Origin of the sequence: Humibacter sp. (genome assembly GCF_051954055.1) — a bacterium.
Classification (GTDB): Bacteria; Actinomycetota; Actinomycetes; order Actinomycetales; family Microbacteriaceae; genus Humibacter.
In genome coordinates this window covers 1-21,628 of sequence record NZ_JBQCIE010000067.1, presented here as the reverse complement: position 1 = coordinate 21,628, position 21,628 = coordinate 1, and the positions used below count along the sequence as shown (strand labels likewise).

At 68.2% G+C, this 21,628-nt stretch carries 17 protein-coding genes, 1 tRNA gene and 1 pseudogene; 14 read left to right on the top strand and 5 right to left on the bottom strand.

Annotated elements, in window-relative coordinates; genetic code table 11:
• Nucleotides 1–233, top strand: a pseudogene (locus ACTHNC_RS08095) (hypothetical protein); the annotation flags it as partial.
• 86 nt (nt 234–319) lie between these two features.
• Here ACTHNC_RS08095 and ACTHNC_RS08090 read toward each other — a convergent pair.
• Nucleotides 320–393 (bottom strand) — tRNA-Gly (locus ACTHNC_RS08090).
• A 111-nt stretch (nt 394–504) separates the two neighbouring features.
• Between ACTHNC_RS08090 and ACTHNC_RS08085 the strand changes: the two genes are divergently transcribed.
• Genes ACTHNC_RS08085 through ACTHNC_RS08075 form a run of 3 tightly spaced genes read left to right on the top strand, consistent with a single transcriptional unit; the run spans nt 505 to nt 3,119 of the window.
• The gene (locus ACTHNC_RS08085; protein ID WP_440294088.1) at nt 505–1,878 is read left to right on the top strand and encodes an MFS transporter; all 1,374 of its coding nucleotides are present in this window, start codon (nt 505–507) and stop codon (nt 1,876–1,878) included.
• A gap of 27 nt (nt 1,879–1,905) precedes the next feature.
• A complete protein-coding gene (gene dcd / locus ACTHNC_RS08080) occupies nt 1,906–2,547 on the top strand; it encodes a dCTP deaminase (RefSeq protein WP_440294087.1) in 642 nt (213 codons plus the stop codon).
• A 29-nt stretch (nt 2,548–2,576) separates the two neighbouring features.
• Complete coding sequence (locus ACTHNC_RS08075; protein WP_440294086.1) at nt 2,577–3,119, top strand: hypothetical protein; 543 nt, start codon at nt 2,577–2,579, stop codon at nt 3,117–3,119.
• Here the strand turns inward: ACTHNC_RS08075 and ACTHNC_RS08070 are convergent.
• Complete coding sequence (locus ACTHNC_RS08070) at nt 3,073–4,218, bottom strand: LacI family DNA-binding transcriptional regulator (protein WP_440294085.1); 1,146 nt, start codon at nt 4,216–4,218, stop codon at nt 3,073–3,075. The genes ACTHNC_RS08075 and ACTHNC_RS08070 overlap by 47 nt on opposite strands.
• Before the next feature lie 195 nt (nt 4,219–4,413).
• Between ACTHNC_RS08070 and ACTHNC_RS08065 the strand changes: the two genes are divergently transcribed.
• The 7 genes from ACTHNC_RS08065 to ACTHNC_RS08035 are packed head-to-tail and all read left to right on the top strand — an operon-like array spanning nt 4,414 to nt 13,538.
• Nucleotides 4,414–6,084: an ABC transporter substrate-binding protein gene (locus ACTHNC_RS08065; protein ID WP_440294084.1), complete on the top strand. Its 1,671-nt coding sequence runs from the start codon at nt 4,414–4,416 to the stop codon at nt 6,082–6,084.
• A gap of 39 nt (nt 6,085–6,123) precedes the next feature.
• Nucleotides 6,124–7,104 (top strand): ABC transporter permease, encoded by a 981-nt coding sequence (locus ACTHNC_RS08060; RefSeq protein WP_440294083.1) that lies wholly within the window; start codon nt 6,124–6,126, stop codon nt 7,102–7,104.
• Nucleotides 7,101–8,042 carry an ABC transporter permease gene (locus ACTHNC_RS08055; protein ID WP_440294082.1) on the top strand — a complete coding sequence of 314 codons (942 nt, stop codon included), beginning with the start codon at nt 7,101–7,103 and terminating at the stop codon, nt 8,040–8,042. The genes ACTHNC_RS08060 and ACTHNC_RS08055 overlap by 4 nt, the downstream gene beginning before the upstream one ends.
• Nucleotides 8,039–9,718 carry an ABC transporter ATP-binding protein gene (locus tag ACTHNC_RS08050; RefSeq protein WP_440294081.1) on the top strand — a complete coding sequence of 560 codons (1,680 nt, stop codon included), beginning with the start codon at nt 8,039–8,041 and terminating at the stop codon, nt 9,716–9,718. Before ACTHNC_RS08055 ends, ACTHNC_RS08050 begins: the two co-directional genes overlap by 4 nt.
• Nucleotides 9,719–9,751: 33 nt before the next feature.
• Nucleotides 9,752–10,927 carry a glycoside hydrolase family 1 protein gene (locus ACTHNC_RS08045; RefSeq protein WP_440294080.1) on the top strand — a complete coding sequence of 392 codons (1,176 nt, stop codon included), beginning with the start codon at nt 9,752–9,754 and terminating at the stop codon, nt 10,925–10,927.
• Nucleotides 10,928–10,960: 33 nt separating this feature from the next.
• The gene (locus ACTHNC_RS08040; RefSeq protein WP_440294079.1) at nt 10,961–12,550 is read left to right on the top strand and encodes a glucoamylase family protein; all 1,590 of its coding nucleotides are present in this window, start codon (nt 10,961–10,963) and stop codon (nt 12,548–12,550) included.
• 25 nt (nt 12,551–12,575) lie between these two features.
• Nucleotides 12,576–13,538 (top strand): Gfo/Idh/MocA family protein, encoded by a 963-nt coding sequence (locus ACTHNC_RS08035; RefSeq protein WP_440294078.1) that lies wholly within the window; start codon nt 12,576–12,578, stop codon nt 13,536–13,538.
• On the opposite strand, the gene ACTHNC_RS08030 is transcribed toward ACTHNC_RS08035, so the two are convergent.
• Nucleotides 13,531–14,895: an MFS transporter gene (locus tag ACTHNC_RS08030; RefSeq protein WP_440294077.1), complete on the bottom strand. Its 1,365-nt coding sequence runs from the start codon at nt 14,893–14,895 to the stop codon at nt 13,531–13,533. The genes ACTHNC_RS08035 and ACTHNC_RS08030 overlap by 8 nt on opposite strands.
• A 265-nt stretch (nt 14,896–15,160) precedes the next feature.
• On the opposite strand from ACTHNC_RS08030, the gene ACTHNC_RS08025 reads away from it, so the two are divergent.
• On the top strand, nt 15,161–16,282 hold the full coding sequence (locus ACTHNC_RS08025; protein WP_440294076.1) for an ROK family protein: 1,122 nt from the start codon (nt 15,161–15,163) through the stop codon (nt 16,280–16,282).
• Between the two features lie 100 nt (nt 16,283–16,382).
• Here the strand turns inward: ACTHNC_RS08025 and ACTHNC_RS08020 are convergent, their stop codons facing one another.
• Nucleotides 16,383–17,183 (bottom strand): sugar phosphate isomerase/epimerase family protein, encoded by an 801-nt coding sequence (locus tag ACTHNC_RS08020; RefSeq protein WP_440294075.1) that lies wholly within the window; start codon nt 17,181–17,183, stop codon nt 16,383–16,385.
• Between the two features lie 95 nt (nt 17,184–17,278).
• Nucleotides 17,279–19,516, bottom strand: a complete 2,238-nt coding sequence (locus ACTHNC_RS08015) for a glycoside hydrolase family 3 N-terminal domain-containing protein (RefSeq protein WP_440294074.1) — start codon at nt 19,514–19,516, stop codon at nt 17,279–17,281.
• A 32-nt stretch (nt 19,517–19,548) separates the two neighbouring features.
• On the opposite strand from ACTHNC_RS08015, the gene ACTHNC_RS08010 reads away from it, so the two are divergent.
• On the top strand, nt 19,549–20,196 hold the full coding sequence (locus ACTHNC_RS08010) for a TetR/AcrR family transcriptional regulator (RefSeq protein ID WP_440294073.1): 648 nt from the start codon (nt 19,549–19,551) through the stop codon (nt 20,194–20,196).
• A 182-nt stretch (nt 20,197–20,378) separates the two neighbouring features.
• A partial coding sequence (locus tag ACTHNC_RS08005) for an alpha/beta hydrolase (protein WP_440294072.1) occupies nt 20,379–21,628 on the top strand: 1,250 nt, incomplete at its 3' end.

The window sequence follows — 21,628 nt, the reverse complement described above, 5'->3', positions numbered from 1 at the left end:
CGGCCGGGTGGTGCGAATACCACCACGTGCAAGAGCACTCACGAGGGGGACCCACCGACACCAGCAACGGTGCCGCCGTCTGCTGGTTCCACCACCGGTCCATCGACACCGGTGGGTGGGCGATCCGCATGCACAACGGGAAACCACAAGTCCGCGCACCCGGATGGATCGACCCCCACGGAACCTGGCACGACACCGGCCAAGAACACCGAAAGCCGAAACTCCGCGAGTAGGTCTCACCCGTTCACGCTGCGTCCCACGCAGAGGCGCTCAACGCGCACCGCGCTGTGCGCGTTCGCTGACGGCACGACGAAACCTTTGGAGCGGATGACGGGAATCGAACCCGCGCTATCAGCTTGGGAAGCTGAGGTTCTGCCATTGAACTACATCCGCGTGCCGCTGAGACGGCATCCATCATCGTAGCCGACGGCATCCACCGATCTACACTGCAAGAAGAGGACGAGCTCGCGTGAACCCGCCCGGTCGACGCTGTGGGAAGGCGAAATGACGGTGAGCGAGGGGATGTCAGCGGGCCCGGTGGACGCACGGACGGTGCTCGCCCGTCAGGATCGCATACCGTCCTGGTCGCTTCCGTGGTGGCATCTCGCGGTCATCGGAATCGGCTACTTCTTCACGTTCTTCGACATCGCCGACATCGGGTACGGGATGCCCGCGATCGCCGCACAGTTCAAGCTCACCGGTTCCGAGGCCACGTTCGTGGCACTTGCGGTCGGCCTGATCGGGTATGTGGTCGGTTCGATCGTGATCGGCAGCATCTCCGACCGGGTCGGGCGGTACAAGATCCTGCTGGTGACCATCGGCATTACCGCGCTCGGCTCGTTCCTCTGCGCGACGGCCACGGACATGTGGACGCTCTCCCTGTGGCGCTTTCTCACCGGGGTCGGCGTGGGCGCAGACCTGAACCTCGTCTCCACCTACGTCGGCGAACTCGCGCCGGCCCGCCAGCGCGGTCGCATCTCCAACCTGACGTTCCTCGTCGGCATCCTGGGGCAGGCCGTCACTCCATTCGTGGCACTGGCACTCGTGCCGGCATTCCCGTTCGGCTGGCGGCTGTTGTTCGTGGTGGGCGGGCTGATCGCGCTCATCGGGTTGATCGCCCGGTTCCAGCTTCCGGAGTCCCCGCGGTGGCTCGCGCTGCACGGCAAGCCCGAAGAGGCCGACGCTGTCGTGACGAGGATGGAGGAGATCGCGCGATCACGCGGAATGACCCTGCCCGAACCGGAGCCCGAAGACGTGTCGATGGCCCGAGACGCCTTCCCGATGCGATCTCTCATCGCCAGGCCCTACCTGGGTCGTCTCGTGCTGCTCGTGCTCATGTGGTTCTTCTGGTACATCGGCAACTACGGGTTCCTCGGGGATGCGACGACGCTGCTCTCGGGTCACGGGTTCGCGATCGCGGACTCCATCCTGTTCCTGGGTGTCGGCGCGATCGGGTACCCGGTCGGAGCCATCGTCATGGCGGTTCTCGCGGACAAGCTCGACCGGCGACTGCTGATCCTGGGCTCCACCTGCGTGTGGCTGATCGGCATGCTGCTGCTGGGATCCCTGGCCGGCGACACCATCGTCACGATCGGGTCGTTCCTGGCCTCGTTCGCGCTCGGGCTGTACCTGCAGGTCGCCTACACCTACACGGCAGAGCTCTTCCCGACCCGGGCGCGGGCAAGCGGATTCTCGCTCTCCGACGGCATCGGACACAGCGGCGGCGTGGTCGGCGCGCTTCTGCTGCCCGTCGTCGTCACGGCGGGCGGGTTCTTCCTCGGCTTTGCCGGCATCGGAATCACCGGCCTGATCGCCGGACTGATCGCCCTGTTCGGCCCGAAGACCAGTGGGCGGCGCCTGGAATCCGTCTCGAAGTGAGGGGTATTGAGTCTGTAGCCTGGAGGCGTGCTGCTCTCCGATCGCGACATCACGGCCGAGCTCGACGCAGGGCGCATCGCTCTGGAGCCCTACGATCCGGCGATGATCCAGCCGTCGAGCATCGACGTGCGCCTCGACCGCTTCTTCCGGCTGTTCGACAACCACAAGTACGCGTTCATCGATCCGTCCGAGGATCAACCCGAGCTGACGCATCTCGTCGAGGTGGACGGCGACCAACCGTTCATCCTGCACCCCGGCGAGTTCGCGCTCGGATCGACGTTCGAGCGCGTGACACTGCCCGACAACGTCGCCGCACGCCTCGAGGGCAAGAGCTCGCTCGGTCGCCTGGGCCTGCTCACACACTCGACGGCCGGGTTCATCGACCCGGGCTTCACCGGCCACGTCACGCTCGAGCTCAGTAACGTCGCCACCCTTCCAATCAAGCTCTGGCCCGGCATGAAGATCGGGCAGATGTGCTTCTTCCAGCTCTCGTCACCGGCCGAGCAGCCGTACGGTTCCGCCGCATACAGTTCTCGGTACCAGGGCCAGCGCGGGCCGACGGCATCCCGCTCGTACCTCAACTTCCACCGCACGGATGTCAGCGGTGCGGATGTCACTGGTACCGACGTCGACGACCCGGCACGCCAGACAGCACCGACCGGGAGCTGATCACCCGAAGACCTGAGGAGGGCGAGCCGATGGATGACGCACGCAGCGCGGATCCGGCAGACTCCACCGCGCACGCGAGGTTCGCGGATGCCCTGGTCAGCTCGGGACCGTCACCGGAGCACCCGAAGCGGATGACCCGATTCGGCCAGCTCGTCGGCTCGTGGCATGTGCGAGGGCGGCGCCTCGACGAGCCCACGGGCGAGTGGCGCGACCGGGACTTCACCTGGCTGGTCTCGTGGGTGATGGACGGCCGCGCCATCCAGGACCTCGAGGTGGTCGAGAAGGATGACCGAGAGCAGACCATCGCGGTCGCGGTGCGCGTCTACGATCCCACCGCCGGCATCGTGCGCGTGAGCTACTTCTCGCCAGCGCTCAACCAGTACGCGAACCTCGTGGCGCAGGGCTGGCGGGACGGCATCCGACAGGACGGCACACAGAACGACGAGCGGCCCATCCGCTGGAACTTCAGCGAGGTCTCCGCGCAGAGCTACACGTTCGACGGCTGGGTGAGCGATGACGACGGCGTCACGTGGAAGCTGGTCGAGCACCTCGAGGGCGAGCGGCTGGGCTGAGCGGGCCCTCGCAGCTCTCCCTGAGCAGAACCTTCACCGGCAGGCGGAGCGCGATCGGCTCCTGGTCAGGATTCGCCAGCCTGCTGACCATCGCCTGCACCGCGGCGCGTCCGAGGTGCACCATCGGCTGGTTGACCGTGGTGAGCCGCGGGGTCGACTCGGCGGCGGCATCCAGTCCGTCGAAGCCGGTGACGATCACGTCGTCAGGTACCCGGATGCCCACCTCGGCGAACACATCGAGGATGCCGAGCGCCATCTGGTCGTTCGCGCACACGATCGCCCGCGGCACGGCGCCGCGCTGCGCGAGATCCGCCGCGACCGCGCGGGCGCGCTGCCGGGAGAACTCACCGTGCAGCACGGGAAGCGCCGTGGGGTTGATGCCCCTGCCCTCGAGCGCCTCGGCGAATCCGTTGTAGCGCTCGGCGTCGTCGGGCGAGTCGAACGGCCCCGCGAGGTAGACCGGGTCCCGCACGCCGTGCGCATCCACGAGGTGCTCGGTGAGTGCGCGCATCCCCTCCCGGTTGCTGACCGAGACATGATCGAAGTCGTCGCCGCGCCGTGGCCCTGCGAGAAGCACCACCGGAACCCGATTGCTCACCCGCTTGAGCGCGTCGTCGTGCGCGCTCTGCGCGAGCACGGCCATCCCGTCGACCCGGCCCGCCATGTCGCTGATGACGGCCTCGACCTCCTCGGGTGACCTCCCCCGGCCGACCCCGACCATGAGCGAGAATCCCTGCCGCCACGCCTCCAGCTCGCAACCGCGAAGCACCTCGTCGAAGTAGAGATGCGCAGACGGATGCTCCGCTGCAGCAGGCGGGTCCGCCCGCACCTCGACGCGATGCGGTGCGGTGAAATCAGCGTCGTCGAGCTCCTCGACGGCGTCGAATCCCGGCAGGAACAGCCCGAGCACGCCCGTCTTGCGTGCCGCCAGCCCCCGTGCGTTGGCGCTCGGCACGTAGCCGAGTTCGCGCACGGCATCCATCACGACCTCACGAGTGGATGCGCGTACATCGTCGGGTCTGCGCAGCACTCGCGAGACCGTCGCGATGGAGACGCCGGCCAGCTCGGCCACGTCGTAGACCGTGGGGTTCTTGGCCATCGACATCCTCCGTCCCCTCGGGCAACGCCGGGGATCCGACCACCATTCTGGCACGCCATCACGGCAGAACGCAGTTCGTCAACCGGGTTGCCGTCGCCGCTTGTATGCGCTTACAATCACCGGTACCGGGCGGACGCATCCCCCGCTGGTGTCCCCGCCAGAGCCTCGTCATCGATGACAGAAAGGTTCCTCGACATGTCCAAGACCCGAGCGCGAAAGCCACGGCCCCGATCGCTTCGAACGCTCGTCGCCGTCGTCGCAGCAGCCACCGTGCTGGCGACCAGCGCCTGCAGTGTTCACACCTCGTCCAACAATTCGGGCGGAGCCGGCGACGGTTCGCTTCTGCTCGCGGCCGACAGCGGCTCACCCACGTTCGCGCGGAACTTCAATCCGTTCGCCGCCAACACGCGCATCGGCGCGCACTACATGTACGAGCCGCTCCAGGTGGTCAACTCTATCGACGGCAAGGCGACCCCGTTCCTCGCGACCGGCGACAAGATCGTCGACCCGAAGACCATCCAGTACCCCATCAGGCAGGGCGTGAAGTGGTCGGACGGCAAGCCGTTCACGATGGACGACGTGATGTTCACGTTCGACCTGATCAAGAAGCACCCGGAGCTCGACACGCTCGGCGAGTGGCAGCACATCGACACGATCAGCACGTCGGGCAACACGATCACGTTCCATCTGAAGACCGCCGACGTGCCCGCCGCGTACATCATCGACCAGCAGATCATCGTGCCGAAGCACATCTGGCAGAGCGTGAAGAACCCGGTCAGCTGGACGAACCCGAACCCGGTCGCGACCGGACCGTATGTGCTCGGCAAGTTCGCCGGCAACCAGTACGTGCTCGACAAGAACACGAAGTACTGGCAGGCCGACAAGGTCGCGGCGCAGAAGATCGTGCTGCCGGCATCCAACAAGCAACTCGACATCGTGAAGAACGGCTACGACTGGGCGTATGCGTTCATCACGGATGTTCAGAAGACCTGGGTGGGCGCCGACAAGCAGCACAACAAGTACTGGTTCCCGCCCGGCGGAACGGTCTCGCTGTTCCCCAACCTGACGAAGGCGCCGTTCAACGACGTGAACTTCCGCCTCGGCCTCAGCTACGCACTGGATCGCACGACTGTCGCGAACGACGCGGAGCAGGGCTACGTGAAGCCGGCGGGCCAGACCGGTCTGCTGCTGCCGAACCAGCAGGACTGGCTGAACAGCTCCATCCCAGGCAACGGCCTGATTACACAGGACAGCTCGAAGGCGTTGAGCTACTTCGCGAAGGCCGGGTACACGCAGTCCGGCGGCAAGCTCGTCGACAAGAACGGCACCCAGCTGCAGCTCACGATCACCACCGCGAACGGTTACACCGACTGGCTGCGCGGCGTGCAGACCGTGCAGTCCCAGCTGGGCAAGCTCGGGATCGCCGTGAAGATCAACCAGCCTCAGCCGGCCGCGTACACGCAGGCGCTGAACAACGGCGACTTCGACCTGGCGATGGGCTCCTTCGGTGGCACCGGCAGCGTGTTCCAGGACTACAACAACCTGCTGAACAGCCAGTTCGCCACTCCGGTCGGAACGGCGACGACGGCCAACTTCGAGCGGTTCAAGGACCCCAAGGTCGACGCCCTGCTCACGCAGCTGCAGGCCGCGACGCAGCAGTCCGACCAGAAGAAGATCGTCGACCAGCTGCAAGAGGTCGTGTACAACCAGGTGCCGGCGATCGGGCTCTTCTACGGCGGACTGTGGGGGCTGTTCAGCACGAAGCACTTCACCGGATGGCCGAGCGCCAGCGACCCCTACGCGCCACCGAGCACGTGGACCGAGACCCCGCTGCTGGTGTTCACGCACCTCAAGAAGGCGTCCTGACACTCGCGGTTCGCGGGTAGGTGAGAAGAAGGAGGTCGCGTGCGCTACCTGCTGGGCCGGCTCGGCCTGTTCGTGCTCACGCTGTGGGCTGCGGTCACGGTCAACTTCGTGCTGCCCCGGCTGATGCCGGGGTCGCCGGCCGACGCCGCGATCGCGAAGCTCGGGCAGAACGGGCCGGTCACGCCGGCGATGCGGCAGGCGGTCGAGGCACAGCTCGGTGTACCGAGCGGCAGCCTGTGGAACCAGTACGTCGAGTACCTGAACCAGGTCGTGCACTTCGACTTCGGCGTCTCGTACAGTTACTTTCCGCAGACCGTCTCCGGCCTGATCGGCGACGCGCTGCCGTGGACGCTCGTGCTCGTCGGTACGGTCACGATCATCGCGTTCGTGTGCGGCACGCTGCTCGGGGTGCTCGCTGCGTGGAAGCGGGGCACCCCGCTCGACACCGTGCCGACCGTCGGCGGCCAGTTCCTCTCCGCGTTCCCGTACTTCTGGACGGCGTTGCTGCTGGTCTTCTTCCTGGGCTACGTCGCTGGGCTGTTCCCGACATCCGGTGCCTACTCGCAGGCGGCGACGCCGAACTGGAGCTTCGCGTTCTTCGGTGACGCGCTGTACCACGCCATCCTGCCCGGCGTCACGATCCTGCTCACCTCGCTCGGCGGCTGGATCCTCGGCATGCGCAACACCATGGTGAACACGCTCGGGGAGGACTACGTCACGTTCGCCGAGGCGAACGGACTGCGCCCCCGCACGGTCGCCCTGCGGTACGCAGCGCGGAACGCGATCCTGCCCAACCTCACCTCGTTCGGCCTCGTGCTCGGCGGGGTGGTCGGCGGCTCGCTGCTGGTGGAGACCGTGTTCAACTACCCCGGCGTCGGCCTGCTGCTGTTCCACGCGGTGACCAACCAGGACTACCCGCTCATGCAGGCGCTCTTCCTGATGATCACGGTGAGCGTGCTCATCGCCAACTTCATCGTCGACGTGCTGTACGGCGTTCTCGACCCGAGGACGAGGCGATGACGACGACCAGCAGAAGGACGACGATGGATGCCAGTGCCGCCGCCGGCAGAACGGCGCACCTCGACCGGCCGAACCCGCTTCGCGTACTCGGGCGAGGCATCCGCACGGTGTGGGCCGTCCCGAAGGCGCGTTTCGGGCTCGTGCTGTTCGCGTTCTTCGTGCTGCTGGCGATCTTCGCGCCGCTGATCTCGCCATACGACCCGCATGACACGTCGTTCGGCAGGAGTCAGGACGCCAGCGCCGCGCACTGGCTCGGTACGACGGCCGCCGGTCAGGATGTCTTCTCGCAGCTCATCTGCGGGGCCCAGGTCTCGGTGTCGGTCGCGCTCGTCGCCGGCCTGCTGTCGACGATCATCGCGGTCGCCGTCGGGCTGAGCTGGGGCTACGTTCGCACGTTCTGGGGCGAGGGCGTCGGGTTCATCGTCAACCTGTTCCTGGTCATCCCCGCGCTGCCGCTGATGATCGTGATCGCGGCCTACCTGCAGAATGGCGGGCTCGGCGTGATCATCCTCGTCGTCGTCGTGACCGGATGGGCGTGGGGCGCACGTGTGCTGCGCTCGCAGACCCAGTCGCTGCGCTCCCGCGACTTCGTGACGGCGGCGACGTTCAGCGGCGAGAGCGCGACGCGCATCGTGTTCCGGGAGATCCTGCCGAACATGACCTCGCTCATCATCGCGAGCTTCTTCGGTGCGGCGACCGCGGCCATCCTCGCCGAGGCGGGCCTGGAGTTCCTCGGGCTCGGCGACTCCAGCACCGTCAGCTGGGGCACCATGCTCTTCTGGGCGCAGAACAGCAACGTGCTGCTGACCGGCCAGTGGATCCTGCTGTTCGCACCCGGCCTCATGATCGCGCTGTTCGCCGTGTCGATGTCGTTCATCAACTTCGGCGTGGACGGCCTGAGCAATCCGCGACTCCGTGAGGGAGGGGCCACGCGATGAGCCTGCTGAAGGTCGAGGACCTCTCGGTCGTGTACGACACCGGCGACGGGCATCCGTTCGAGGCGGTCAAGCACGTCAGCTTCGAGCTGGCCCAGGGCGAGTTCGTCGGCCTGGTCGGCGAGTCCGGGTCGGGCAAGTCCACGCTCGGGTTCGCGCTCACCCGGCTGTCGAAGCCGCCCGCGCGCATCTCACGCGGTCGCATCCTGTTCGACGGCACCGACATCGCCCACCTGTCGACCGAACAGGTGCGGGCGCAGCGGCAGGGCGGGTTCGCCATGGTGCTGCAGTCCGGCATGAACGCGCTCAACCCGGTGCGCACCGTGCGCAACCACTTCATGGACGTGTTCGCGGCCCATGGCCACGTGCCGCCGTCGGCCCGAGAGGCGCGAGCGCGGGAGCTCATCGAGAAGGTCGAGCTGCCGCAGGCGACGCTGTCGCGGTATCCGGGCGAGCTCTCCGGCGGCATGCGGCAGCGCGTGTCGATCGCCATCGCCCTGTCGCTGGAGCCGCGGATGATGGTGTTCGACGAGCCGACCACCGCGCTCGACGTGCTCGTGCAGCACGCGGTGATGGGCACGATCAGGCAGCTGCAGGCATCCGAGAACTTCACGGCCGTGCTGATCAGCCACGACCTCGGAATCGTGCTCGAGGCCACCGAGCGGGTGCTGGTCATGCACGACGGCGTGATCGTGGAGGATGCCCCGAGCGACCGGATCCTGAACGCCCCGCAGCACGAGTACACCCGCATGCTGCTCAGCCACTACGGCGACCCACGGGCGGAGACCGTGAGCGTGCCGGGGCTGCAGGTGCGCGGCGCGAGCAGGGATGTGGACACAGCTGCCGAAGCGGCGGCGCCTTCCGTGCACACCCGAAAGGAGCGGTCGGCGCGCGAGGCGATCGTCGTCTCCGGCGTGACGAAGGTGTACAAGCAGCGGCGGCGCGGTGAGACCGCGGTGCGGGCTGTCGACGACGTCTCGTTCACGCTCGAACCGGGCATGTCGCTCGCGCTGGTCGGAGCCAGCGGAAGCGGAAAGTCGACCATCGCGAAGATGATCACCGGTGTTGAGCGGCCGACCTCCGGCACGATCACATTCGGTGACACGAGGGTCGACACGCTTCGACGGCGACGTGACCTGCGCCGCCTGCACCGAGACGTGCAGATGGTCTTCCAAGATCCGTATGCCGCGCTCAATCCGCTGCACACGGTGGAATACACACTCATCCGGCCCGTGGTGAACTACACCGGCCTGCGCGGGTCGGATGCCAGACGAAGGGTGCTGGAGCTGCTGGAGACGGTGGGGCTCACGCCGGTCGAGCAGTTCGCGGCGAAGCTCCCGCACCAGCTCTCCGGCGGTCAGCGCCAGCGTGTGGTGATCGCCCGCGCGCTGGCGAGCGATCCGCAGGTGATCATCGCCGACGAGCCGGTCTCGATGCTCGACGTCTCGCTGCGCGCCGGCGTGCTGGCGCTGCTGGAGGACCTGCGCGAGCAGTGGGGCGTCAGCATGCTCTACATCACGCACGACCTGCTCAGTGCACGGCTCGTGACCGACCGCATCATGGTGCTCAACAAGGGCGTCGTGGTGGAACGCGGCGACACCGCCGACGTCCTGCAGCATCCGAGCGACGACTACACGGTGCATCTGCTCGACGCCGTTCCGAATCCGGCCAGGGGCTGATCGGCCACGCCCACCTCGACGAAGGAGAACCACGTGCTCGCATTCCCCGACGGTTTTCTCTGGGGCGCCGCGACGGCCGCCCACCAGGTCGAGGGCAACAACGTGAACAGCGACTGGTGGGTCAAGGAGCACACGCCGGGAACTCCGATCGTGGAACCGAGCGGCGACGCCGCAGACAGCTATCACCGGTACCGCGAAGACATGCAACTGCTGGCCGAGGCCGGGCTGAACAGTTACCGGTTCTCGGTCGAGTGGGCGCGCATCGAGCCGGAGCGCGCGTTCGTGTCGCAGGCATCCCTCGACCACTACCGCCGTATGATCGACACCTGCCTCGAGCTCGGCCTCGAGCCGGTCGTCACGCTCATGCACTTCACCGTTCCGCGCTGGATGCACGACGCCGGTTTCTGGCGCAACGCGGATGCCCCGCAGCTGTTCGCGCGCTACACGGAGACGGTGCTGCCCATTCTCGATGGCGTGCGTTACGTGTGCACCATCAACGAGCCGAACATCGCGGCCATGCTCGCCGGAGGCGAGAAGGCCGAGAACCTCGTCGCGAACGGACTGCCGAACCCGGATCTCGGCGTCGCCGAGACGCTGCTGGCCGCGCACCGTGCTTCACGGGAGGTGCTGGCATCCGCTGACGGCATCCGGACGGGGTGGACCGTCGCGACACAGGACTTCGTCGCGACGGGAGAGCCGGGTTCCGAGGAGATGCTGCACGAGTACGGGTACCCGCGCGACGACTGGTACCTGGAGCAGGCCGCCGGCGACGACTTCGTCGGCGTGCAGGCGTATACGCGCACGTTCATCGGGCCGCACGGGCCGCTGCCGGTCGCCGACGGGGTCGAGACGACGCTGACCGGCTGGGAGTACTTTCCGCAGGCGGCCGCCGACGGCGTGCGTTCGGCGTGGGAGAAGAGCGGCCACACGCCGATCCTGGTGACCGAGAACGGCATCGCGACAGACGACGACGCGCGCCGCATCGACTACCTGGATGCCTCGCTGCGGCACCTGCATGCCGCCATCGCGGACGGCGTCGACGTGCGCGGGTACCTGCACTGGAGCGCACTGGACAACTACGAGTGGGCCAGCGGGTTCCGGCCGACGTTCGGGCTGATCGCGTGGGACCGGCAGACGTTCCGCCGCACGCCGAAGCCGTCGCTGGCGTGGCTCGGCGAGGTGGCGCGGTGCAATGCGCTCAGTGAGTGACGAACAACAGGGTGAGATGAGGAGTCGACGACGATGATCACGAAACAGCGGAAGGGCCGCGCGGCGCTGACCGCCGGCGTCCTCGCGGCCGCTCTGGCGGCATCCGTGGGGCTCGCGCCCGCTGCCAGCGCACAAGAGACGACCGACAATCAGGACATGGGCGGCATCACCGCGCCCGGGCAGACGCCGCTCACGCCCGCCCAGCGCGCGACGCTGCTGGGCATCGGACGCGACACGTGGCGGTTCTTCCAGAACGACGTGGATACTACGACACACCTACCACTGGACAACCTCGGCCCGGGCACGACCAAAGGCCAGTACACCTCGGCGGCCAACATCGGCATCTACCTGCAGGCCGTGATCGCCGCCAAGGACCTGGGCCTCATCACGCCGGGCAACGAGCGGAACCTGCTCGCGGCGACGCTGCACACGGTGAGCGGGATGCAGCGCTCGCACGGCTTCCTCTACCAGTGGTACGACACGACGACAGCGCAGCCGATCCTGAACCCGGGCGGCCCGGCGTGCAGCACGCAGACCACGCCGGCGCAGGACAATTGCTCCTTCCTCTCCGCGGTGGACAACGGGCTTTTCGCGACCGGGCTCGTCATGGTGCGGTCGGCCGTTCCGTCGCTGCGCAAGCAGGCCAATGCGCTGATCGGTGACATGGACTTCTCGATCTTCTACGACAATCGCGCACAGACCGACTGCAACACGAACCCGGCCATCCCTGGCAACCAGCCGACTGGGCAGATGTACGGCGGCTACTACGTCGGCCAGGGCCCGGCGGGCTACCACAACGGTGCGATCTACAGCGATCCGCGGATCGCCATGTATATCGGCATGGGCCTGCACCAGATGCCCGGCGATGTGTGGTGGCGCTCGTGGCGCACGCTGCCGCCGCAACGGTGCTCGACCGATCCGGACTTCTCCTGGCAGGGTCAAGAGCCCGGCGGCCAGTGGCAGCAGTACACGGATCCGCAGTCCGGTAAGGCGTTCGACGTCTGGGAGGGCCACTACACCTACCCGGGCACGTCGCTCAGCTTCCTCCCGACGTGGGGCGGCGGCATGTTCGAGGCCGAGATGGTCGACCAGATGGTTCCGGAGACCACGTGGGGCACGAGCGGATTCGGGCTCGCGGATGTGCGCACCGCGCAGGTGCAGGAGACGTACGCGACGGAGGTGCTGCACTACCCGGTGTGGGGTCTCTCGCCCTCGAGCACGGCCGATGACACCGGCGGCTACGGCACGTTCGGCGTCGAGGGACTGCAGTTCCCGGTCGGCGAGAGGTTGTCGCAGTGCACCACCTGCGCCACCGAAGACGTCGTCACGCCGCACGCTTCGTTCATCGCGCTGAACGTGCTTCCGCAGGATGCCTTCGCGAACATCCAGAAGCTGCGTTCGACCTATCCCGATGTCTACAGCTCGGACGGCGGGTTCTACGATGCGGTGAATCCGACGACCGGAGCGGTGGGCCATCGCCGGCTCGTGCTGGACCAGTCGATGATCATGATCGCCCTCGACAACGCGCTGAACGACGGCGCGATGCGGGCGCACTTCGCGGCGGATCCGGTGTCGTGGGCGGCGCGCACGTACCTCCCGATGGAGACGATGACGCTGGGGTGATGGTCCGGGCTGGGATGATGACGGCATGACCGTCGCGATCATCGGACCCGGGACCATCGGCGCCGCCCACGCGGCGGCCTGGCGCGAGGTAGGGGTTGAGGTGTCGCACCTCGTCTCGCGCCGAGCGGATGCCACGCTGCAGGACGCCCCGAACGCCCGGGCCGTGGCGGACCTCGACGTCGTGCTGGGCGACCCGTCTGTGGACATCGTGACCATCTGCACGCCGACGCCGACGCACCGCGAGTTCGCAGTGGCATCCCTGCGAGCCGGCAAGAACGTGCTGCTGGAGAAGCCGATGGCGCTCAGCATGGACGACGCGGAGGCGATCGCGAAGGAGGCAGGAAGCTCCGGCGGTGTGCTCATGGTCGGCCACGTCGTGCGGTTCTTCGACGCGTACCTGCGCGTGCGCGAGCTGGTCGAGGCGGGTGCGGTGGGGCATCCGTTCCACGTGCGCGCGGAGCGGATGATCGCTCCGCCCGACACGCCGTGGTGGTTCGACGAGGAGCGGTCGGGCGGGGTCGCTGTCGATCTCGGCATCCACGACCTCGATCAGGCGAATCTGCTGCTCGGGCATCCGATCGGGGTGCGCTCGGCGGCGACGCATCCGCTCGGTCCCGTGGAGACCACCGTGCGATACGACGACGGTGGTCTCGCCCAAGGGATGAGCCACGCGCGGATGCCCGCGACAACCTCGTTCGCCACCGCCCTGCAGGTAACCGGCGACGCGGGTGTCGTGGCGACGCGCTTCATCGGTGGCGAGCGCCCGGTGGAGGAGTTCACGGTGCGCGGTGCGGTCGACGCAGGCGACGCCGAACCCGCGGAGCCGACCAACCCGTACGCGAGGCAGGCCGCGCACTTTCTGGAGTGCGTGGCATCCGGAACCCCGTCGGCGATCGCGCCGGTGGACGACGCGATCCTGGCGCTGAGCACCGCGCTCGCCGCACGCGACTCGCTGCGAGCCGGCGGCGCCTGGATGCCCGTCAGCTGAGCTGGTCCTGCTTCGCCTTCACCGGGATCATCACGGCCAGTCCGATCGCGAGCACGAGAACGATCCCGAGGATGCCCCAGTACTGCTTGCCGCCCATGGTGACGAAGAGGCCGAAGGCGAGCGGCGCGATGAAGGTCGCAGCGCGCCCGGTCGTGGCGTAGAGGCCGTACACCTCGCCTTCGCGCCCCGGTGGGATGAGGCGGCCGAGGAACGTTCGGCTGGCCGACTGCGCCGGCCCGACGAAGAGGCAGAGGGCGAGGCCGAGCGTCCAGAACACGATCTGCCCGCCGCCGTGCAGCACGAACACGAGCGATCCGCAGATGACGAGGCCGATGAGGGACGCCAGGATGACCGGCTTCGGTCCGAGCAGGTCGTCGAGCGTGCCCACCGCGATGGTGGCGATGCCGGCGACGACGTTCGCGGCGATGGCGAAGATGATGACCTCTCCGGAGGAGAAGCCGAACGATCCGGCCGCGAGCACTCCGCCGAACGTGAAGACACCGGTGAGGCCGTCCCGGAAGATCGCGCTCGCCAGCAGGAAGTAGACCGTGTGGCGGCTGGTCTTCCAGAGCCGGGCGATGTCCCTTCCGAGAACGCCATAGGACTGGAAGAAGCCGACCCGCGGCCGGCCGAAGTCCGCGAGCGCGCGGTTCTCGGGTACGGCGAACAGCACGGGAAGCGCGAACACCGCGAACCAGAGTGCGGCGATCAGCATCGAGACGCGCACTGATAGGCCGTTCGCGCTCGTCACGCCGAAGAGTCCGACGCTCGGGTGGATGAACCCGAAGTACACGATCAACAGCAGCGCGATGCCGCCGACGTAGCCCATGCCCCAGCCCAGGCCGCTCACCTTGCCGATCGTCTTCGGCGTGGAGATCTGACGGAGCATCCCGTTGTAGTTGACGCCGGCGATCTCGAAGAACACGGTGCCGACCGCGAGCAGCGCAAGACCGAGCCACACGTACGCCGGCGCGGCCTGCACGAAGAACATGAGTGCCAGGCACACCACGACGACGGCCGTGTTCACCCCGAGCCAGAGCTTGCGCCGGCCTGAGGTGTCGGTGCGCTGCCCGAGCACGGGCGCGAGCAGCAGTACGACGATGCCGGCCGCCGTGATCGTCCAGCTGAGCAGCTGCGAGAGCTGGGTGTTGTCGCCGAACGACTTGCTCGTCAGATAGACCGTGAACACGAACGTCGTGGCGACGGCGTTGAAGGCGGAAGATCCCCAGTCCCATGCGCCCCAGGCGAGCACGCGGCCGAATCCGGTTCTCGTCGGAAGGATGAGCGCCGTCGCCGTCGTCGCTCCGGCGGGCGGGGCCAGGGCGTCGTCGCCGGGGCCGCTCGGGTGGTCGGTCATGCGCCAAACACTAGGGCATGCTCGCGTCTGCCCGGTGACCATCTCCGGTCGTCGCCCACGGCAATCCGGATCGGCGAGCATCCGTCGCTCATTACGATGGGCGGACAGGTTGTTCGCCCGGCGAAGACGCCGCCGGTGGCAGCCGGAGAATAGTCAGGTGGATGGATGCCCGCAGCGCGCTCGACGACCGTGCGCGATCTGCGCCGTCGGAACCGATCGCGGACGCTGTGGGAGCTCTACCTGCACGGGCCGCACGTATCAGCAGGTGGCGCAAGCCACGGGCGTGAGCCTCGCCACGGTGTCGAACGTGATCGTCGACCTGGTGCGACTCGGCAGCATCAGCGAGGTCGGCTCAGAGGACTCGAACGGTGGCCGCCCTCGCGGGCTCTTCCACATCAAGCCCGACGCCGGCTACGTCGTCGGGGTCGACGTGGGCGAGACGGCCGTGATGGTCGAGCTCTTCGACCTCGGGATGCGCGCACTCGCGTCCCATCGTTCCGTCACCGAGAACATCCGCTTGCAGCCCGACGAGGTCGTCGACCGGGTGGTCTGCGGCATCGAGGAGGTCGTTCGCGAGTCGGGCGTCGACGTGGGCCGCATCCTCGGCGTGGGCGTCGGTGTGCCCGGGTATGTCGAGCGGATGCCGATGGCCGGCGCAGGCGACGCGAGCGCAACCGACACCGCCGGGCAGGAGGCGGTCGTCTACGACCAGAGCATCGGCTGGGGCGTCGCGCCGATCGAGCGCCTGCTGCGAGAGCGCACCGCGCTGCCGCTGATCGTGGACAACGGAGCCAACACCCTCGGCCAGGCGGAACGCTGGTTCGGTGCTGCGAAGGGTTGCGACAACGCCGTCATCGTGCTGCTGGGTGCCGGGGTGGGCGCGAGCATCCAGCCCGGGGAGGGTGTTGGTGGCACGGCCTTCGCCGGCGAGCTCGGCCACACCACGATCGTGTACGGCGGCCGCGAATGCGCGTGCGGCGCCCAAGGATGCCTGGAGGCGTACGCCGGCGCCGAGGCGATCGTCGCCCGGTACGACCGGCTCAAGCGCCGCACCCGCGCCGCGAATCCGCGCGAGGTCGAAGACCGGATGGCGGGCATCCTCGAGGCGGGCGACGGCGACCGGGCTGCGTTGCAGGTCGTCGACGAGCTCGTCGAACACCTCGGCGTCGGCCTCGCGAACCTCGTGAATCTGTTCGCACCGGAGCGGATCGCTGGGACACGCGCTTCCGGAGGCGCTGCTGCCGCGCATCCGGGAGGCGATCGGCCGCAACGCGCTGGCGCGTCCGTTCGAGCGGGTCGAGCTCGTGCGGGCACGACTGGGGACGGATGCCGTCGCGCTGGGCGCCGCGACGCTGCCGGTCGCGGAGTACCTCAACGCCGGCGGTGAGGTGCCGGCGTGCCCGCCGGGGCGCCGGACAGCGGCCGAACCACCCCGAGACCGGCGCGGATAACGGGGTGGTTCGACTCAGTCACGGGCGTGGGTGCGCTCAGACGTCGTTCTCGGCGAGCCAGGCGTAGGACTGGGCGATGCCGTCGAAGACGTCGCCGCGGTATGCGTCGAACTCGACGACACGCAACGCGTTCGGCGAGGCCTGCAGGATGGCGCGCACGTCGAGGTCGCCCTGACCGGCCGGGGTCTGGCTCTCGAACGCGGCCTTCAGCGCCTCCGGCACGATCAGCGCACTCTCGCTGCTGGGCAGCACGTTCTTGATGTCGTCATCGATCTTGCCGTCCTTGATGTGCAGTGCGCGCACGCGGTCGCCGAGCGAACGCAGCACCGCCGGTGTGTCGGCACCGCCCACGGTCGCCCAGAACGTGTCGACCTCGAGCACCGTGTCCGGACCGAGCAGCTCGACGAACAGGTCGTAGACGGGACGGCCGCCGACCTTGTTCGTGAACTCCCACTGGTGGTTGTGATACCCGAACTCGAGCCCGCGCGACGTCGCCTCAGCGGTCAGCTCGTTCACCCGGTCCGCGAGGCGGTGCACGTCATCGGATGACTGCCACCGGTCGGTCGGGATGAACGGGTCGATCACCGTCGTCATGCCAAGCTCGGCGGCGGCGTCGAAGATCGAGCCCGGGGCATCCGAGTCGATCACGGGCGCGTGACCGGACGGCGCCGTGATGCCGGATGCCTGGAACGCACGCTTGTAGTCGGCCGTGCGCAGGTGGAACGCGTACGGCTCGACCTGCCGGAAGCCGATCTCGGCCACACGGGCGACGGCGCGGTCGAGGTCTTCGTCGATGGCGTCGCGCACCGAATACAGCTGAACGGACGGGTTGGACATGAATCGCTCCTTCGTGATGAAAGTCTGTGAGTCGAGACTGGCATGAATGCGACCGGCGTGCCTGGTCGCATCCGTGCGCGGGTCCTTCGGGCGGCTCAGCCGACGGTGAACTCGGCGTGCGCCTGGGCGTTCGCGTCGCCGCCGACCCACACGTCGAACACCGTGGCATCCAGTACCCAGTCGCGTGTGGCGGCGCTCCAGTAGCGGCGCTCATCGGGGCCGATACGGAACGCGACGGTCTCGGTCTGGCCGGCCGCGATCTCGACACGCTCGAACGCGGCGAGCTGGCGAAGCGGACGCGACGATGTGCCGAACCGCTGGTGCAGGTATAGCTGCACGACCTCGACGCCGTCGCGGTCCCCGGTGTTCGCCACGTCGACCGAGACGGTCACGGTTCCGTCCAGGCCGACCCGCTCGGCGTCGACCCGGACCTCGGCGTACTCGAACGAGGTGTAGCCGAGTCCGTGGCCGAACGGGAACAGCGGCGTGCTCTCCTCGTTCCAGTACCGCTTGTCCTGGTTCTGCGGGGCGTGCGACCGGGTGATCGCGTGGTGGATCGGCACCTGGCCGACGGTGCGCGGCCACGTGAACGGCAGCTTGCCGGCAGGCGCGGTGTCGCCGAACAGCAGGCTCGCCACCGCGGAGCCGCCGCGCGTTCCCGGGTACCAGACGTCGAGGATCCCCGGCACGTTCTCCGCGGCCCAGCGGATGTCGAGCGGACGTCCGTTCATCAGCACCAGAACGACGCGTGTGCCGGTGGCGACGACCGCCTCCAGCAGTCGCTGCTGGTCGCCGGGCAGCGACAGGTCCGACCGCGACGCGTTCTCGCCGATCATGTCCTGCTGCTCGCCGAGCACGACGATGGCGACGTCGGCATCCGTCGCCGCCCGCACGGCACGGTCGAGCGCGGCATCCGCATCGAAGTCGGCAGGCGCAGACGGGCTGGTGTCGCCGAACTGCTCGAACATCGACGGGAACGTGCGCTTCGGCTCCGCCACGCCCTGCTCGACGACGACGGATGCCTTGCCCGCCAGCCGCGTCGCGATGCCCTCAGCGATAGTGACGGTCTCGCCGAGGTCGAAGTCGAAGACCCACGGACCGAGCGTGTCGCGCTGCGACGTCGCGAGCGGTCCGATCACGGCGACGGAGCCGAGCGAATCCGGATCAAGGGGCAGGATTCCGCCCTCGTTGCGCAGCAGCACCGCGGAGCGCTCCGCGGCCCGCTGCGCCTCGTCGCGGTGAGCCGGGTCGGCCAGCACGCGGCGAGCATCCGCTTCGTCGACGTACGGCTGCTCGAACAGGCCGAGCTTCTCCTTGACGACGAGGATGCGTCGCACCGCCTCGTCCACTCGCGCGGTGTCGACGCGACCGTCGTCGATCGCCTCGATGAGGTTCGCGAACGCCGGCTGGAAGATGCCCATCTCCATGTCGACGCCGGCGTTCAGAGCGCGCACCGCGGCATCCGCGGCATCGGCCGCGAAGTGGTGCGTCTCGAGGTCCTTAGCGGCGTTCGCGTCGGTGACGACGAACCCCTCGAAGCCGAGCGCGTCCCGCAGCACCTCGGTGAGCAGCCAGTGGTTGCCGGAGGCGGGAACGCCGTTCAGGTCCATGTAGGCGGACATGATGTTGCCCGCGCCCGCGTCGATCGCGGCCTTGAACGGCGGAAGGCAGGTGTTCCAGAACTCCTGATCGGAGAGGTCGACCTCGTCGTAGTCGCGGCCGCCCAGCGCTGCGCCATAGCCGGCGAAGTGCTTGGGGCCGGCGACGATGTGCTCGGATGCGCCCAGCTCCTCACCCTGGAAACCGCGCACCTGGGCAGCCGCGACGACGGAGCCGAGCAACGGGTCCTCGCCCGCGCCCTCGATGATGCGTCCCCAGCGTGCGTCGCGTGCGATGTCCACCATCGGCGCGAACGCCCAGTGGATGCCCACGGCTCGCGCCTCGCGAGCCGCGACGGTCTGCGCACGCTCGATGGTGTCGGCATCCCACGACGCGGCCAGTGCGATCGGCACGGGGAAGATCGTGCGCAGCCCGTGGATCACGTCGAAGCCGAACAGCAGCGGGATGCCGTGCTCGTTGCCCTCGATCGCCAGCTTCTGCAGCCTGTTGGTCTCGGCCGGGTCGGTGACGAACAGCAGGGATCCGACCACCCCCTCGGCGAGAGCGGCCTCGACGGCCTGCGGCTGACGGGAGATGAACGGGTCGATGCCCTCCCCCGCGCCCGCCGGCAGCGAGAAGTAGAAGTACTGGATGAGCTGTCCGACCTTCTGCTTCGTGGTCATGCGAGCGAGCAGGTCGTCGATGCGCGCGGTGCGCTCGGTGGTATCGGTCATCGGGTTCCTTACTTTGTTGGGATGATGGCAGGATGAGCGACGCGCCGGGGCCAGAGGACTCCTCGCCGCGGCGCAGCTACGCGAAGGGCATCGCCCGTCGCAGGCAGATCATCGAGAGCGCGATCGCCTCGTTCGCCGACCACGGTGTTGACGGCACGTCGCTGCGCACGCTGGGCGAGGAGATCGGCGTCTCGCACGCGACGCTGCGGCACTACTTCGCGTCCCGCGACGAGCTGCTCGTCGAGGTGTACCGGGCGCACGAGGAGAGCTCCGTCGGGGACGCCCTCGGGGCGGGAGCGGGCGCGCCGAAGGGTGTCGGTCCGGTCGAGGTCATGGCGGCCAGCGCAGACCGCAACCGCTCCATCCCGGGTCTCGTGCGGCTGTACGCGACACTGTCGACGGATGCTCTCCAGCAGGGACACCCCGCCTCCGAGGCGTTCATCCGGGAGAGGTTCGCCGGGCTGCGCGACGCGCTCGCCGAGCTGATCCGCGAGGGGCAGGCATCCGGGCGGATCGCCTCCGACATCGACGCGACGGATGCGGCCGCGCTCGTGATCGCCGCCTCCGACGGTCTGCAGGTGCAGTGGCTGCTCGACCCGGACGCAGTCGACGTTGGACGCTCTCTGAAGCTGCTGGCGCGCATCCTGCCTGGATCCGGTGCGTCGACGACCGAGGCGTGACGCGGGGACGACGACGGCCATTCCGCACCCCTTCGTTTCGCGACGATGCTCGAGTGTAACGCAAAATCATCCATTGTAAGGTTTTTGGGGGACGTCGGATCGGTCGTCGGACGCCCGTTCGAGCGCGACGTGCCCTATTCGCGCGCTATCCCAGCCGGGGCGCGCGGTTCTAAGCTCGGCTCATGATCGGCTGGGCGCGGGCGACCGGCGTTCTGGCCATGACTGCGGTCGCGGTGGCGGGCATCCTGATGGCGCCGCCGGCCGGCAAGCAGCTGGTCGACGACGGTCTGCAGGCGCTTTGGAGCATGTCGCCGAAGCAAGCGCAGGCGTATCTGCTGAAGAACCCGGCGATCGCTGTCGATCTCGCGAACGCCGACGGGCGGTATGTCGACGATCTGTGGAACAAGGCGTCTGCCAAGGAGCGCAAGGCGGCGCTCCGCAACGCGCCACAGCTGATCGGCAACCTGGAGGGCGTCGACTACACCGATCGCGACAAGGCGAACCGCATCTACTTGGCCAGGGCGCTGGCGTCGACGACGAAGCGGGTGGCATCCAAACCGCAGGATGAGACGGCGCAGTTCCGGCTGCGTGCGCTGAAGGCGGTGAAGGCGACGCTCGCCGGGCCGCGCAAGCCGCGCCGCTACCTGGTCGAGCTGACGCCGGCTCCGCGTCCACTCGCGGCGGTGGCGGTCGGCAATCCGGACACGGCGATGCAGGTCACGTTCGATGTTCCGGGCATGGGGACGTACGCGGATGACATGCAGCTGTGGACGCAAGCAGCCCAGAACGTCTACGACGAGCAAGGCAAGGCGGGTGCTCCGGCGAATCGGTCGGTGATCGCCTGGATCGGCTACGTGACACCGCCACCCGGCATCGACGCGGCGCTCGGCGCGTACGCGGCACGTGGAGCCCCGCGGCTGGTGGCGGCGCTGCGCGGATTCAAAGTCAGCCGCGACGGTGCGGTCGGGGTGGATCTCAGTGTCATCGCGCACTCCTACGGGACGACGACGGCGGCGAACGCCCTGGCATCCGCTCGGCTCGGCGTCTTCTCGTTCGTGATGCTCGGTTCCGCCGGCATCGAGGAGAACATCAGGGATGCCCGCGCCCTGCACTGCGAGCATGTGTACGCCGGCGAGGCGGTCGGCGACACCCAGGCGCAGTGGGGCCGGTTGACCCGGAGGGATCCGCGTGCGCCGTCGTTCGGGGCGACGATTCTGCACGTCGAAGGGTCGAGCGGCAAGCTCCCGGTCACGGCGCACGAGCCGATCAAGCACTCGAACTGGAACAACGATCCGACCTCGGCCGCCTACGCCAAACTGACCGACATGAACGAGCTGGCCAAGAAGTACAGCGACCACGTCACCACGTTCGGATACCTGGATGCCGGTACAGAGTCGCTCGCGAACGCCGCGACCGCGACGACGCGCTACCC